The organism is Spartinivicinus marinus (genome assembly GCF_026309355.1).
Lineage (GTDB): Bacteria > Pseudomonadota > Gammaproteobacteria > Pseudomonadales > Zooshikellaceae > Spartinivicinus > Spartinivicinus marinus.
Window position 1 is genome coordinate 3,378,838 of sequence record NZ_JAPJZK010000001.1, and the last position, 16,497, is coordinate 3,395,334.

Below are 16,497 nucleotides of genomic sequence, written 5' to 3' on the forward strand. Positions count from 1 at the left end.
ATAAAGCCAGTGTCTGTATGAGGTATTGCTCGTTTTGTTAGTTCACGAAGCTAATATAATACTCATCACAGATTAAATGTTAAATGATTTGATTTTGTGTTTTTTACCCATGTCTCAATAAATGGCTGCTAACCCCCATCTCTATGGTAATGTCATGTGTGTTCTTTTTAGAGATAGAGCTAGCCCCTTAAAACTACTTTCCTTGACTATAGTTATATTTTCATAACATTTCCCATAAGCTACTAAAGTCTTCGTCGCTAGTGTCGTCTTTGCTACCGGTTTGTTTGTGATCTTCTTTCGGGGTATCTTGCCCCTGAAGTTCAAACATCGAAAAGCTCCCAGTACTGGTAATTTGTTGAACAAGTTGGCCTTTATATATCTCGGCCCCTTGGCTGAGTTTTACTTTGTGGCCAACTTGAAAGGGGACTTTTGGTGCAATCAGGCTGGCTGGCTGCGATAGCGCTTTAATAGGAGGAATAAAAAAACCTCGCATAAATTGACTGTCATCATCTACTTTTTTTAGCAAGGCAACAGCACAAGGTTTTGCATTAGGAGTCAGTAATTCAATACCCAATTGTGCCTGCTGGTCAGAAAGTAATTTAATCCAGCGAATGACAGCTAAGCTCCAGTTGCGACTGTTGTCTTCATGTAAGCCAACTAATTCACCTGTTTGTAACTGATTAGGTAGATTGCCTTGCCAGTTCACACAGTAACCACCTGGGCTGCTATTCATTAACTCAGTTGTAAATAAGGGATAAGGCTTTTTGGCTTGGTTTTCAGCTTGTCTATTAGCGGCTGATCCCTCTATTGTACTGCTGCTGCTGTTGTTGTTTGTTATTCGTTGGGTGTTTGCTGCAGCAAAGCTGGAAGACCAAGTATCTGCACTACTAGCGTGGTGTTTCTGGGCTATGTCTTGCTCAGGCCCATGTAACCACTCTTTAAATTCAATTTCATCTGTATAATAGTAATGGGTAGCACTGAGCCCTACGGTAATCATTAGCTTGCTACCAGCGCTGCTTGTTCGTTTAAAAGCTCTGCTCTGTAATGGTCCCCAGGCTTTTATCAAATGGTTAATCAAGTCATCTGTTAATCCTTCTGGAACCGTGAGAGATAGCGTTTCCCGTTGCCCTGAGGGGGTGTTAATAAACTCTTTAAGTTTATTGCGCAATTCTGCAGAGTTAATTATCCGGTGGTTGTCGCTTATTGTATCGTTGACAAGAGCCGTATGTTTAGGGCCGGTATCACGATTGACAGCGATAATAAACTCCCCATGATGGCTAGTTGCAGGAGCTATTTCTATAACATTTCCCCAAAGTTCTAAACTATGAAATATTTGACATAAGCTTTGTTGGCGGACTTGGTTTGGGCGACTGCAGCAAAGCATAACAATTCGTTTATAGCAGTCGGCAATTGAGATCGCGTGCTGATGGGTATTTTGGTTGTCTTCTAATTGATGGTTAAGTATTTTTTTTTGTTCTGCAAGCAGGTAAAGCTGATTCAGCTCTAGCCAGATACTTTGGGGAATCGGAGCAAATAGCTGCAGTGCTTGCAATAGATTGTGACTGATATCTGAGATGGCTCGGTGAGTTGCATTAGCTAATAATACTTGATCTTGGCCGGGTTTGTTTCTGGCAAGTAAATCCAGCACAATGTGCTTATAGCCTGTGCTGAGGTGATACAGCAGGGTAAGCGCTAGGTTAGCTACTTTACGCTGTTGCGGGCTTAATACTATAACTTGTCCAAGAAAGTGCTGGCTAAGCTGGTGGCAGACATAGTAAATGGAGGGTCGCATCGACTCCATCATTTCCAGCCGAATGTCTGGAGCGACTTTCAGTTGATTTAGCTCTACTACCGCATGATAAAGCTGCTTGGACATCATCCCTAAATTGGCTCTAGGCAAGTCATTTAGCCAGGCCTCTATTTTTCGCACATTAATCGGTGCAAAAGACAGCATGGTGCGTATTTGTTTTGGCACTTTGAGTGCTGGCGTGATGATTCCATTCATGGGCGCAAAGCAGCCGGTATTATATCAGTTATTGTTATTACTATTTATATAGACCAGTTTCGCTTGTAATCCTGAATAAAATTAAGATTAAATTATCATCAATCCTTAGCTGATTCTCTTAATCAATAGTTAAAGCCTAATAACTAATTAGGTGTAGTGTAAGCGTGCACTTATTGTTGAGTTTTTATGACAATTGCAAATATGACAACCACAAAGTAGGGCTGCACTCCATTTTGAATAAGTATTTACAAATAGAGTGCAAGACTGCTTGTGAGTATAATAGTTAGGATTATAAGACAGGTAAAATAGGCAATTTAGTCGGTGCGCCAGCTTGCTCTCTAGCCAGCTTTGGTACTAAGTAGCCAGGGCAATGCTTGAGCATTTCACCTACTAACTGTTTAGCTTCGCACTCAGGTACCTCAAAGTGAGCCGCACCTAACACCCGGTCAAGAAGAAACAGATAGTAGGGAAGTACGCCTTGTTGAAATAATGTTTCATTCAGTTGTATTTGCGTTTCCAGCTGGTTGTTTATTCCTTTTAGCAAAACGGCTTGATTAAGCAAAGTGACATTATGGTCTCTTAACTTTTGCAAGGCTGTGCAGACATCCTGATCAATTTCGTTAGGGTGGTTACAATGAATAACCATTACTGGCTTTAATCTGGTTTGGGTAAACCAGCTCAGCATTTCATCGGTAATTCGCTGTGGGATCATAATGGGCAAACGGCTGTGAATTCGTAGCCTAGTTACATGAGGAATGGCTGCGATGGACTTAACCAACCAGGCTAACCGTTTATCATTAACCGCAAGTGGATCACCACCACTGAAGATTACTTCGCTGATACTCGTATCGTTAGTGATATACTCCAGCGCAGATTGCCACTGCTGAGTATTTGGACGGTTATCTTCATAAGGAAAGTGCCGCCTGAAACAGTAACGGCAGTTAACAGCGCAGCTGGTGCCAACAATAAGCAACAAGCGGCCTTGGTATTTGTGGATTATACCTTTAGCCACATTTTTATCTTGCTCGCCCAATGGGTCAGCAGTGAAGCCAGACTGGGGAGCAAGCTCTTGAGCAATGGGCAGCACTTGTTGTAGTAACGGGTCATTCCAGTTACCAGGCTCTATTCTATTAATAAAAGGTATGGGTACTCGTAACGGAAACTGTTTGACTGCTTCTAGATGCGGCGGTGCTTCAGCTGGGTTTAAGCGCAATAAATGAAATAATTCATCGGCATCAGTGACAACACTGGATAATATCTGTTGCCAGCGACTACTTGTAAAATGGGTATCAACACTGGCAGCGGTTCGAGTTATCATAGGTGCTTACTAAAACTTGTGGTGAGGAAAAATGGCAAGCTATTCTACCAACGAATTTCGTTCAGGTCTCAAAGTATTACTGGACGGAGAGCCTTGCTCGATCTTAGAGAACGAATTTGTTAAACCAGGTAAGGGCCAGGCTTTTAACCGGGTTAAGCTGCGTAACTTAAACACAGGGCGGGTGTGGGAAAGAACCTTCAAATCTGGCGAAAGCTTGGAAGGAGCAGACGTTATTGATGTAGATATGGAGTACTTGTACTCTGATGGTGAGTTTTACCACTTCATGATGACTGACGGCTCTTATGAACAGTATGCCGCAGATACGAAAGCGGTAGGAGATACTATAAACTGGCTAAAAGAACAAGATGTGTACACTATAACATTGTACAACGGTAGCCCTATTTCTGTTACACCACCTAACTTTGTTATTTTGGAAGTTGCTCAAACCGACCCAGGCCTAAAAGGGGATACGGCTCAAGGAGGCACTAAGCCTGCTACGTTAAGCACTGGTGCAGTAGTGAAAGTTCCTTTATTTGTTAATGAAGGCGATGTGCTGAAAATAGATACGCGTACAGGTGATTACGTGAGTCGTGCAACTAAGTAAGCCTAATAATTAAGTCCTGTATAAGATAATCAGTAACCCAGGGATGGGTGCTAGCCTTCAAGTGCTATCGTCGCCCATCTCTATAGAGATATCCCCATGACTCAACAACTTTGGCAACCATCTGCATCATTGGCCAATATCAAGCTGAGAGCGAATCTTCTCAAGGAAATTAGAGACTATTTTGCTAAAGAGCAAGTCATAGAAGTAGCAACGCCGATTTTATCGCAAGCCGCAGTGACTGATATCCACTTAGACAGTTTTGTCACTCATTTTAAACCTATAGGTAAACCGGAAGGACTAACACTTTTTCTGCATACTTCTCCTGAGTTTCATATGAAACGAATGCTGGCTGCCTACCATGAAGATATATACCAAATCTGTCATGTATTTCGTAATGGTGAGGCGGGTGGGAAACATAACCCAGAGTTCACTATGCTGGAGTGGTATCGAGTTGGTTATGATCATCATCAGCTAATGGATGATATGACTAAGCTGCTGGCATCAATTGCCAATTTTACTGAACTACGAAGGGTATCTTATCAACAAATATTTGAAGAACACTTGGGAATTAACCCACACCGCACTGCGACTCAAAAACTCGAAAAACTAGTCCATGAAAAAATTGATGATCACCTGGTTGGCTTAGAGAGAAACTCATTATTAGATTTATTATTTACCCATTATATTGAGCCAAGTTTAGGTTGGGCTGCTGAAGGTAAGTTAGCGGGTGTTTATATCTATGATTTTCCTGCCTCAATGGCTGCCTTGGCCAGAGTCAATACGGATGTGGATAATCAGCAGGTGGCTAGTCGATTTGAGCTGTTTATTAATGGAATAGAGTTGGCTAATGGTTACCATGAATTGGTTGATGGTATTGAGCAAGCAAAGCGGTTTAAGCATGATCAAGATAAACGTAAAGAGTTAGGCTATCAGCAAAATCCTTATGATGAGTATTTATTAGCAGCGCTGGCTGAAGGCTTGCCTGATTGTGCGGGGGTGGCATTAGGCGTTGATCGACTGTTGATGTTGTTAGCGCAAACTAATGAAATTGCAGATGTTATAGCGTTTGATTTTGAACGGGCCTGACAACAGGTAAAGTTGTGATAAGACGTTGACAATAAAATGAGTGGTCGATATTGACTAGCGCTTTTGTCTCAATTGAAGAGGCTACCACATACGTTGCAATAGCAAAGTTTGCGGTAGCGTACTTCTTATCGACTAATTTTGATGGCACGTAAATTATTTTAAGCCAACAACTAGCGTACTATATTTTAGCTCTGGATATAGTTGGTTAATTAGCCTGTAAGTAAACTGTTTAAACTGTTGCTCATTATTAAAATGAAATTCCCCGTAATTAGGGTCAAACAGAGTGTATCCCGTTATTTTACCTGGAGAAGTGGCGGCTACTTTTGCTGCTAGGCCATGTCCACCACCTTTGCTGTTATGTATTGCAAGATAGTATAAACCAGGCTTACTAATAGTACTTAAGTCTGTGCCTTTTACGGTATCTGATTTTTGAATATCCATCGATAATTGGTAATTTTTAAAATAATTTAGCAAAGCATAAAAACCATGGGGAACATCAGCAGACCAATAAGCATCAGTGTTTTTATGTCCAGATTGTCCACCATAGTATTGAATGGCTAAATTCATTATCTCTTCGTGGCCTTCGGCTTTAGTATGTGCTTTTATACCATCAACAAAGCCGATATCTTCATAAAAATTGATGTTGGTATGTTGAGTGGTTAGCCATTTTGCAGAAAGAGCAGCACAAATACCTTCTTTGCCGAACGTTCTATCACCAAGGAAGCGCTTTTGCTGAAATGGAGTTATCAGTTCTGCGTTGCTTTTTTGCGCTGTGATGACACCTGGATTGATCAGGGATTCGAGAGAATTAATTGATGATATCAGCTTGCTGACATCAATAGGGCCATCTTCTTTAAGTTCGGGGTATCGATGCAAAACATAGCTGACTGTTTGAGGAGAAAAGGCGTTAACAATGGCTTCTCTAATATCTGCATTACACTTTGGTTGGCGAGTAAACTTAAGTCCTAATTGTAACTCAAGCATCTCCCTGGTTATCTCGGCCAGTTGTTTATTCAGTTGTTGCGTTTTAGCTAAGTTGGCCAATTCTGTTTTGACCTCATCCCTTCTTTTTTGCTCAAAGGCTTGATAGCTTGGGTCAGCTAACTGTTTATGCTCTTTAATTGCTGTTTTCAGTTGTGGAATTAATTTGCCTCTCTGCTTGACTTCTTTGGGCTGATTTTTTATCCAAAGCTCAAGAGCATGTTCAAGTTGCTGAAGCTGTTTGGGGTTTTGACTGGCTTGCGTCAGCTTAATTTCTTTTTTCAATACTTTAAGCTCAGTGCTTTGTTTGTGAAAGCTCAGCCTGAAAACAGACTTACGAAAGCCATTATTGCCAGTGTCAAGTAGAGATATAGAGTAGCCAAGAGAAGATAGTTGTTTCTGGTAACCAGCTGTTTTGGAGGCTATTTCTGGTTGGCTATTGATCAGATATGTGGATAACCCACCTACGTTTGTCATATGTTACATAGTTCCTGTTGTAATTGTATTTGATATTTATAAATAGTAACCAGACATGCTTGTTTATACTTGTGGTATTAATTTATTTTTTTTAGAAAACTAACTACAACAAGGTTGAGGGTCATGCATTGGAGGTTCGTTACTTGATGGTCGCCCCCTAAAAATCATTCGTTTTGGCTGTATCAAATATGTCCTTTTAGACGTTGATTAGTGAATAGGCTGTTTTTGAAGGAATGGGTGGTTAAAAAAGCAACAGTTATTTTGACGTGATTATGTTTAAGGTAATGAAATGGATAAATACATAATAAAAAAAACAGAAATTGATAATATGGAAGGGCTGAATAAAACGCATTTTTTAAATGCTAATGCCAAGCGGATTAACAAATCATTAGGTGATTTAACCGGCTTAACTGGGCTTGGATTTCATATAATAGAAGTACCGCCAGGTGCTGAAAGTACAGAATTCCATGCCCATCAGTTTGAAGAAGAATGTGTGTATATTCTTGAGGGTGAAGCCTTAGCAGTAATTGGCGATGACTCAGCTAAAGTCAGTGCAGGGGACTTTATTGGCTATAGAGCGGGTGGTCTTGCTCACACCCTGAAAAATACAGGCAGTATCCCGCTAAAATGCATTGTGGTGGGCCAACGTTTAAATCATGATGTGGCTGACTACCCCAATCAACATAAACGTATCTATCGTAATATTGGTCAGCCATGGGAGTTGGTTGACTTTGATAACATCCAGCATCCAACTGCGGGGAAAAAATATTAGCAAAAGCTACACTGATTGTATTTTAAACATCTAGCTTTAATACTCTTTGTATTGGGTATAGGTAAGTGATAAGGGTGGAGTTGGTGTTAAATATGTATTAATATCCGCGCCCCGTATAACATGATAGTAAGCTATTTAGCTCATATCAGATTCATTCCACTTTCTATTTAACCAATGAGGTATATTGATGTTTAGGTTGGCTTTTGTCGTTTTGGCGTTATCAATTTTGTCTGGCTGTGTGACGCCAATTCCTCTTAATGAACAGGTCCCTTCAGTTGAGTATGTAACCAAAGACAAAGTGCTCATTGCTGTGGTAGATGAAAGAAAACGAGTTAAAAAAGGCAAGCCAAAAGACTTTGTGGGATTGGCTCATGCATCCTTTGGTATTCCTGTTGACTGGCATGTAAAACAGGTATTAGCTACAGAAAAAGAAGATAAAGAACGTAATTTATCTGAATTTTTGGCTCATCGTATAGTTACTGGATTAAATAATAAAGGCTGGACTTCAAGTGCTTTGGTACTTGATAAAGTACCTAGTGAGGATGAAGCAAAGGCTATACTTGCAAAAGATCAAGCTACCAAATTATTTGTACTGTTATTAAAAGAGTGGTATTTCAGTATTAATTTAAATTGGGTGTCTTCATTTAACTTTGACACTGACTCTAATGTATATATTTACAAATATAAGCAGGGAAACGTTTTGGAAAAGAATTTTGCTGGTCGTGATGTTATAGAAGAATCTGCTGGTGATTCTCCCCAGAATAAAGTACTAGGTGCATATCGTGAGCAGCTTTTAGAAATATTAACAGATAAAGAAGTCCAATCGGCATTGACTGAAAATAATTAAACAAAAAAGCTTAGTAACGTCAGTTAGGTGACTAACTGACGTGGTTGCTAAATGAGTTATTTGAGGTACCCTTATCTTAATTCCGAAGCCCTAATGCTCTGCCTGAAGTTAAGTTTTTGGGAATGTAAATAGTGGCAATTCACCTCTGAACTCTTCTACAGCGGTAGTACATCCATCGTATAAAACCCTTTCAGATAATATCCGTAGTCTACTTCCAATCGCTCGACAGCCGCCCTCAAAAGCCATTCGCTCATAATGCTTAAACTTTTCAGAAAATGTGAGACGAATGTTTTAAGTGCTATGTTTGTTTCAAATTTAAAATAGGGTGGTCGAGTTTTGAATATTTAGTGAAGTTGTTTATAAATTTTTTTGTAGGTTTTTTATGGGGTTTAAGGGGTGATGCATTAATATTCATTATTCGTCATTTTTGATCCATAGGGTTGCCAGGATAGTTAGTTAGAATTTTAAAATGATTTTTTATATTGGTGCTCTAATGGATCGTTACATAGTAATCTCGACTATTGCTATGATGTTTAGTATAGCTGCTCATGCATCATCTAAAACTAGTATGCTGGAGTTCAGTAAACTAGCTCCAAATCTGTATCTACACACATCTTATAAACTAATTAATAATGAACTGTTATCCGCCAATGGTGCTGTTTTTATTGATAGTAATAGTGCTGCGTACCTGATTGATACTCCCTGGAATGAGTCTGATATGCCAGCTTTATTTTCATGGCTAAAGAAAAAAAAGCTAACACTAAAAGCAGCTATTGTTACGCACTTTCATGAAGATAGAACGGCAGGACTAGGATACCTAAATGGCAGAGGGGTAGATACCTATGCTTTTATAAAAACGAATGCACAGCTAAGAGAACAAGGAAAGCCGACAGCTAACCATAGTTTTAAAACAAATGTATTTCGATTGGCTAACAATAAAATTGAAATACTTTTTCCTGGAGGAGGGCATGCAGCTGATAATGTTGTTGTCTATTTGTCAACTGTTAAGGCTCTAGTCGCGGGGTGCATAATTCGAAGTATCGAGAATAAAAACCTAGGATGGACAGGGAATGCCTTATTTAAAAACTGGTACCAATCAGTAACAAATATTGATCATCGATATGAAATAATTAATATTGTTATCCCAGGGCATGGTATAACAGGTGATCGTAGCTTGATTAATCATACTCTTAAATTGTCAAAAGATATACAGTTTTGATATGTGGACATTTATTATTCATTTTAAGGCAGAAAAAATAACTATCTGACAAGTTTGTTATATGATTAACCAGTAGAAGCAACTTTAACTTAATGCCTCAAAATTATGTAACTCATACTCTATTTTTTTATTCTTTAACAGCTGTCAATATATGTTCAATTATAGGAAACTCATTCCTTCTAAAAATCATAAATATCACAACATATATTTCTGTAAACAATTATATCAAAGTTGATATTTTTGTAACTAGGTATTCAATTATACTACATAATATGTATAATAATTGTTGTGACCCTCTAGTCAGTAATACGACGCATAGGTATTAGTCATGTACGTTCGATTTTGATAGTTTTTTATGTAAACAGATTTTTGTGCTCAAACTTTGTTCGGTGATTCATTAAATAGTCAGAGTTATTTTTCCATAGGTTAAACTTATTATTGATGTGATGTAAGTTTATTGAGTCTTTAAAGTCATGTGTATGAACCTTATGCCTGCTCCTATTATAATATGATTGTGGCAGCTGATATAACCTTCACATTAGGTGTATAAATGCTGTCCTGTCCATAAAGTACTACAACCAACTTTATAGTTGAGCTATTTCTTAACTTTACGTCAATTAAGCCTCTTCATATATTCATGGCCGCTGCTATGAATGAACATCATAAGATATTGAGTAGTTGAAGTAATAAAATGAAAGACTTTAAAATATTGCCATTAGTGCTGGCTATTTCATCCAGCGCAACACAGCTATATGCGAATGATGCTTGTTCAATTAGATCAATTTTTTCGAATAATAATGTTAATGGTGAAATTACAGTCAGAGCTACAGATGAAGTAGTTCTGCAGACATTAATGAATTCAGGTGGTTATCATGATTATTTAGCTGATAGTCAGCAGCCTGCAAAGCCGATCATCATTAATCCAGTATTAGGTACTTTAATGAGCGATGGTAGATTAACACAGCCATCAAACATCCAATTAGACTTAATCAAGCATTATGTTGGAAATGCTCAATTAACTAATGAAACATTTTTCAGTGAAGATGCATATCCTGCCATTAAAACCCCACAAGCCATAGAGAAATTTGAATATTTGGTTATAAACTACTGGACTAAATGGCTCGATAAGCATAAGCTTGATACTGCATTACATACAACGGGAGCTGTTCATCCGATTCTAGAGGCTGATGGACTAATTAATGTTAAAAACTGTAAAAATAACTTAGTTTATACTGAAGACTCGGTTGGTTATGCAACCCTCTCTATATTTGCGCGCTATGCAAAGTCTCAAGGTATCAATCCTGAAACGCTATCTATAAAAGAATTATATGCTATAGGTAATGGCTATGAAAATGGACTTGACTTAAGTCAGTCAACCCTAGATAAAAATGCGTTAGTTTATAAAGCTGGAAGCTCAAGCTTATCTACTGATATTGATAAGTCACTTTATACTCAAGCAGCCCTATTCTTTGCACATAAAAAAGGGCTAATTGATCTTCATGATTCTTTAACAGTCGCTGATATTCAAAAAGCCGTTAAGCTATACCATCGGCATTATCAAGCTGCTATTGAACATACAGAGGCTATAAAGCTTTATCAAGAAGCTCGGAATATAAAGCCTGTGCCAACCATTGAAACCGTTGCTAAAAAAGTACTTCAAGATATTGGTCTTGATCCGTTGATGCGTGTTGGTGTTCAGGTAGGCTTTTTAGAAGAGTGTGATAATGCTTATGATGAGGAATCTTGTACTGATGAGTTGTGGAAATTTTATTCAAGAAGTGAGTCTTGGACAGGCAAATACAATGTTTTAATTAAACCAGATTTTTCATATAGTTCATTTGAAGATCCAGCTGATGCAGCAGAAAAATATAGTCGCTTACATGAGCTAAAAGTTGAGTTTCAAGAAGCAATTAATGCATTCAAAAGCTCCAATGAATATGCAAAATATAAAAAAGCCCTAGCATTATTGATTCGCTCCCAGATTGCAACTAATGCAAACTATAGTGATGAAACGGTAGATTTAATATTAAATGATAGTGACGCTCATAATATCAAAATGGCTTATTATGAGGCTTCAGATCAGGCTCTGATGTATTATGATCCGAAACAAGGCCAGCAGGGCAAATATGTCTTAGCTTACATTAAGGATGGAATACATCTTGAAACGTTTGAAAACCTACAAGGGTTAAAAGATTGGTTAAAAAACTATAAAAATGAAAAGCTCTTTAGACAGCTGTTTTCTCAGATACCGAAAACTGTATGGAATGATACAGTGCCTAAGTATTTTGAAGAATTTATCTACGGAGATAATTGGACTTGGCGGTGGAATGCTGCCTTTTGGGAAAAAGCGATCGACTTTCCTAGTTTTGATCATGGACATCCATTTGAAACTATCTTAGAACGCGAATTAGATAGTTACCGTGTAAAAACATTAAATAATATTAAAACCACCAAAGATATGTGGGTTGATGGCCTACATGAACTACTGGCCTACATACCTTTTATTGGTCAGCCAATAGATTTAGTTTGGAATCTTACTGAAGGGAATGCAGAAGGTGCATTAATGGATGTTGCTTTTATAGCAACAGAATTGCCGGAAGATGTAGGTATTTCTATGGCTATGTTTAAAAAAGGGGGGATAGCATTCGATCGGCTGTTAGAAAACACAGAAAGAATCACACTCGACAGTGGTAATTTATTTGGTTTTTACAATGTTGCTGGTCAAGCAACTGATGATAATTTAGTTTCTATAACGCTTATCGATGGGGCTGAACAGAGTCCTGCTTATCATACCACTGATATAGTACCTCTAACTAACTATGAATATGCCTCTCATCCGATTGAGTTAAATGATGGTATTTGGCTGTCTTATGATTCTACTGGTAACAAGATAACCTCGATCAAATATAATGGCCACTTAATTAAGGTAACCAGAGATTTAACAGATGTTAATAGTTTTTATTTAAACCCTAAGCAGGAGACATATCTAAAGTATGTAAGAGATCCGCAAACAGGCATATTTAGTAGAGTTAACCGATTTGATTATATACGAGTCGGTGACCCTGATGAGTGGCGACAGCTATCATTATCCGGTGAAAATCCATATGAAGGAAGATGGCAACATCCTGTGACTGGTGACAATTTATATATTGTTCGGTTAAAAAATGATGAGCGCCTTGTAGCACTAAAAAAAGTTGGGCATGAAGAGAATAACTTTGTACAAGTTGACTTTGAAACAGGAGAAGTCATTTCTGACTCGCCTATGGTACATAAATCGAAAGAGGGATATAAAACTAATTTACCAGTGATGGGGCAGGGAAGGTTTTCTAAAGATACAGTGCGCCGTCATATTAAACGTGGGGTTGTAGATCTACTGATAGAGATTATAAAAATAGGAAACAGGGGAAATGATACTTTTACTACAGTACAAAAAAGACAGATTAGCGCTTATCTAGAAATATTGCATGATGTACATAAAATTGCCGTTAGAAAGTATGGAAGACTATTTAAGTCTTTTGATGAGATAGAGCTAAAACGTGTTTTTGGCCTTACTACAGGAATCGATCAAGCTCAAGTGTATGATGTGTTTCGTACGGCAAAGGGCTTTAATAGATTGCCAACAGAGCCATTACAGGTTGACGTAGGCTCTGTCGCTAACTTTAAAGAATACTTAGAGCAAATATCATGCAACCTGAGCTGTGGGCCGGAAATAATTAATGATATTAGTAACTGGACAAAGCAATTTGTTCAAGAGCAAAGAGCTACATTTTCAAGTGGGTATGCTATAGAGACATTAAATAAAATAGATCAGGTTGAAAAGCTAAAACTGTCTCATGCTCATACGAGTAAAGTTAAACCAAGAATAGCTTTTCCTGCTCAATTACAAGCACTGCCCGAAAATGGACAAGCAAAGATCTACTATGCTGACCCTTATGAACTTGATGATGTTGAAGTTATTGAAATACCAATTAATAATCGTTCCTCACTCACTACTCAGGTATTGGAGTATTTTGCACCTATAGATGATGGTCTTTACTCGAGTTTAAGTGATTTTGGTAGCGATCCTAATGGTCAGGCTAAGAGAAATATTTTTGATATCAACAAAATTACAATCTTTGATGATGGGGCTAATATAGGAAGAAGTGTGTATTTTCCTCAGCGGAAGCTTGGAAAATCTTCTTTTAGTAAGATTTTATTTGATAGTGTCCCTGTTGATATTAAAGATATAAATCATATTGTAACACCAGATGATTTTGATCAAGTGACGGCTGGTGAGAATAAAGTAAAATTTACTAAACACGAAGGTTTGCATGTTATGCAGCAAGGTACCGCTGACTCTTGTGGAACAACATCTCTTGCAATGGTTTTGAAAGACCATAATATTGAGACCCCCTATCTTTATGCGAGGATTTTAGATCAAACCAGAGGTATGTATATTGATGATATATTCAGCGATGTGCAAAGATTGGCGCCACAGATTCATGCTCAAGTGGTAACTGAAACTGATACCATTCATGCCTTACAATCTCGACTTGCCCAATCAGGTCAATCTAGAGCTGCTATTATTAATTATGATGGACACTTCATTATTATTGATGAGATTAATTCTGCGAAGGTTAGGTTTAGGGACCCTTATCTAGGTACATTATCTGAAGTCAAGCTTGTAAATTTTGACTCAACAAAAATTGCTAAGAGTATTCTTTATTTTTCTAAAAACTAGTTATTAAATAATATGCATTAACTATCAAGCTATACTCTTCGTGAATGATTTTTAGGCTTTGTTACCGTCGCTCTTCACCCCAGTCATTTAGTTTATCTAAACTCCTGGGGCTTCATCGCTCGGTGGCCTCGCCTAAATAACCCTTCGCTGTGAGTCTATACCGCTTTTCTTTACACCTAAAAATGATTCGCAAGTGGTATATAAAGAAAATTTGGTTACTGCATATTTAAATTATTTTTTAACGGATGGCCAAAATTACTATTTAGATATGCCCTACAGTTTATAAACTACAAGCGTAAGCGCTTTCACCCTGTTCAGCAATTTCCCCCATCCGTTCTCGATAGGATTTTATGGTTGTTTGGGTATAAGACTCAGGGGCTTCAAATACCAAAACCTCTTTTGCAAGCCCATTCCGCTCTGCTGCTGTTAATACCTCTCTGCAAGAGGTGCATGCTGGCTTATCAACATAGCCTCTTAATGTGCCTCCTGGAGCCACTTTTCCTTGTTGTTGTAGGTTATAAAGATGATGAATCGACTTAACTTCTGAGTCATAAAATCGATTGACACCATCTGCTGTCGTTCTTCCTGTGTATGTTTTAGCAGCTTCTGCATCATATTTTGCAAAAGGATGATGCCATTTTACGGTTGGTTCTAGAGTATCTGGAAGCTTATTACTTCTTGCGTACCATCTAACGGTTCTGCCATTGGGGGGGTGATATTCCCAAAATGAAATTGTGCCTTTCTTTATGGTGTTATTAGTGATGTTTTTATATTTTGCATTACCAATCTTGCCTTTTTGCTCAATATGGTAATGGGTTTGCATTCTAATCCCTGTTTTAAGTCGGTTATCCATCCACTTTGTGGGCTCAACGGTCGTGATTTCGATAGCCTGTAATGGTGAGTTTATTAAAAGAGTGAAAAGTGCTGAAATTGTAATTAGTTTTTTCATAATCATGTACCTTATAAGCGACAGAATTGACCTTGATATTCTTCTGCTGCCAAAGCCTCTTCAGAAGCTGCTTCAGATTCTAAGGCAGACACTTCTTCTTGCTCTAGTAACCCCGCTTCCGATAGCTCTGTAGCCTCGGCTGCTTCAAAAAAGTCTAAGAAAGCAGCACCTAAACCATCAATCGCAAAAAACACTCCAACCAATTCCAATAATTTCTGCCCAAAGGTAGGCTTTTGGTTACTCCTTTTTAACCGCTGATGATCAAATTTCAACTGTCGTGGAAACCAGCGGTCATATAACTGCTTATTTGACATGTCACTGAGGCAGAATCTGTCTACATAGCTTTGGTCATAAATATGAGTCCCTTCTTTGGTGCAAACGGCCCCAAATAAAAAGCCAGCGTCATTTCGGTAGGCTGCTGCCAGTCGTACCAAACGAAAGGCTGTCGGTAGTTTGCTTTTAAATTGGTAGTTTCCCTGAGATAATTGAAAGCTTAAATAATCGTTGAGAGAATGTAAGTCTTCTGCATTGATTGTTTGACCATTAGTAGTTAAGTTTGCTAATGCAGTCGCATCGATGCCATTAATGAACCATTGATTTTCAGGTATTAACTGCTGTTGCTCTCTCATTAGTTGAGCAGCCATGGCATATTTAGCTCTCATGGCAATGCCTGGAATTTTATCTTTAACGACATTATATATGTCCTCATCAACACCCGCGAGTTCACGCTGTAATGATATAAACTTATCAGGTGCACCGGGTGACGTGGCCTTTTCATAACCTAATTGCTTTTTCAATTCTGCAAAAAAAGGGTAGGTGCCTGGTGTATAGTTTTGTGTCATTACAAAAATATCCCAAGCATTCTCAGCATTTGATAGAATTTGTTTTTCTTCATTAGTGGTAAGCTGGGTAATGGCGCTGTAGTCTCTGACTGATGAATATAGTTTATTGGGCTCAACTAATAAAAGGTTTTTAAGCCGGGTGTCTGTTAAGTTGTGTTGGTTGCCGCTGTGTTTGATTGCCCAGCGCAATGCTTTCACAGGTGAATTTAGCTGTTTTGCTTCACTAAACGTTGGTTCACGGGCAGATGCATTGTTTATCACTGAGAATAAGCAGGTGCACACGACAAATAATTTGTACTTATTTATCATAAATTTCCCTTCAATTTATTGTTTTTTGATTCTACTGTTATACGTCAACTTAAATATTAAGCTAAGTAATATAGCTGTCATGAATTATCTTCATGAGTTATACTGAACAAAAAGCTGTGCAGTTAGAGTAAGACACTAAACTATAATAAGTTATTCAATCTTTAGAGTAATTATCATTTTTAGGATGATTATAAACATTAACTATCCGACAAGTTGTTTATATGAATTGGGTCGTTATAAATTAATCTAATATTTGAATAAGCAGCTGGTGTGAAATATGAAGCGTGACTATATTGGTATTGTTTGTATGCACTAAAAGGTGTTTCTAAAGTTATTTATTGATTTTACGAAGCTATACCCATCATGAA

General features: G+C 38.0%; 11 protein-coding genes. 6 read left to right on the top strand and 5 right to left on the bottom strand.

All coding sequences use genetic code 11. The annotated features are described in order from the left end of the window. Positions 1–220: 220 nt before the first annotated feature. Both OQE68_RS15240 and epmB read right to left on the bottom strand, forming a co-directional pair. Positions 221–2,005, bottom strand: coding sequence for a cyclic-di-GMP receptor FimW-related protein (locus OQE68_RS15240; protein ID WP_180570210.1), 1,785 nt, complete (start codon positions 2,003–2,005; stop codon positions 221–223). 289 nt (positions 2,006–2,294) lie between these two features. Further along, entirely contained in the window at positions 2,295–3,323 is a 1,029-nt protein-coding gene (gene epmB, locus OQE68_RS15245; RefSeq protein WP_180570209.1) for an EF-P beta-lysylation protein EpmB, read from the bottom strand. 31 nt (positions 3,324–3,354) lie between these two features. Between epmB and efp the strand changes: the two genes are divergently transcribed. Both efp and epmA read left to right on the top strand, forming a co-directional pair. Next, positions 3,355–3,927 (top strand): elongation factor P, encoded by a 573-nt coding sequence (efp, locus tag OQE68_RS15250; protein ID WP_180570208.1) that lies wholly within the window; start codon positions 3,355–3,357, stop codon positions 3,925–3,927. A 96-nt stretch (positions 3,928–4,023) separates the two neighbouring features. Next, positions 4,024–5,013 carry an elongation factor P--(R)-beta-lysine ligase gene (gene epmA, locus OQE68_RS15255; RefSeq protein WP_180570207.1) on the top strand — a complete coding sequence of 330 codons (990 nt, stop codon included), beginning with the start codon at positions 4,024–4,026 and terminating at the stop codon, positions 5,011–5,013. A 153-nt stretch (positions 5,014–5,166) separates the two neighbouring features. Here epmA and OQE68_RS15260 read toward each other — a convergent pair whose 3' ends face one another. Beyond that, positions 5,167–6,471, bottom strand: coding sequence for a YopT-type cysteine protease domain-containing protein (locus OQE68_RS15260; RefSeq protein WP_180570206.1), 1,305 nt, complete (start codon positions 6,469–6,471; stop codon positions 5,167–5,169). A gap of 289 nt (positions 6,472–6,760) precedes the next feature. On the opposite strand from OQE68_RS15260, the gene OQE68_RS15265 reads away from it, so the two are divergent. The 4 genes from OQE68_RS15265 (at position 6,761) to OQE68_RS15280 (ending at position 14,029) form a co-directional block, all read left to right on the top strand. After that, positions 6,761–7,243, top strand: coding sequence for a cupin domain-containing protein (locus OQE68_RS15265; RefSeq protein WP_180570205.1), 483 nt, complete (start codon positions 6,761–6,763; stop codon positions 7,241–7,243). Positions 7,244–7,430: 187 nt separating this feature from the next. Continuing rightward, a complete protein-coding gene (locus OQE68_RS15270; protein WP_180570204.1) occupies positions 7,431–8,090 on the top strand; it encodes a hypothetical protein in 660 nt (219 codons plus the stop codon). Between the two features lie 493 nt (positions 8,091–8,583). Continuing rightward, positions 8,584–9,309: a subclass B1 metallo-beta-lactamase gene (gene bla / locus OQE68_RS15275; RefSeq protein WP_180570203.1), complete on the top strand. Its 726-nt coding sequence runs from the start codon at positions 8,584–8,586 to the stop codon at positions 9,307–9,309. 691 nt (positions 9,310–10,000) lie between these two features. Beyond that, positions 10,001–14,029: a hypothetical protein gene (locus OQE68_RS15280; RefSeq protein ID WP_180570202.1), complete on the top strand. Its 4,029-nt coding sequence runs from the start codon at positions 10,001–10,003 to the stop codon at positions 14,027–14,029. Positions 14,030–14,309: 280 nt separating this feature from the next. Here OQE68_RS15280 and OQE68_RS15285 read toward each other — a convergent pair whose 3' ends face one another. Next, a complete protein-coding gene (locus tag OQE68_RS15285; RefSeq protein WP_180570201.1) occupies positions 14,310–14,978 on the bottom strand; it encodes a hypothetical protein in 669 nt (222 codons plus the stop codon). 11 nt (positions 14,979–14,989) lie between these two features. Continuing rightward, positions 14,990–16,129 carry a hypothetical protein gene (locus OQE68_RS15290; protein WP_180570200.1) on the bottom strand — a complete coding sequence of 380 codons (1,140 nt, stop codon included), beginning with the start codon at positions 16,127–16,129 and terminating at the stop codon, positions 14,990–14,992. Positions 16,130–16,497: the final 368 nt, after the last annotated feature.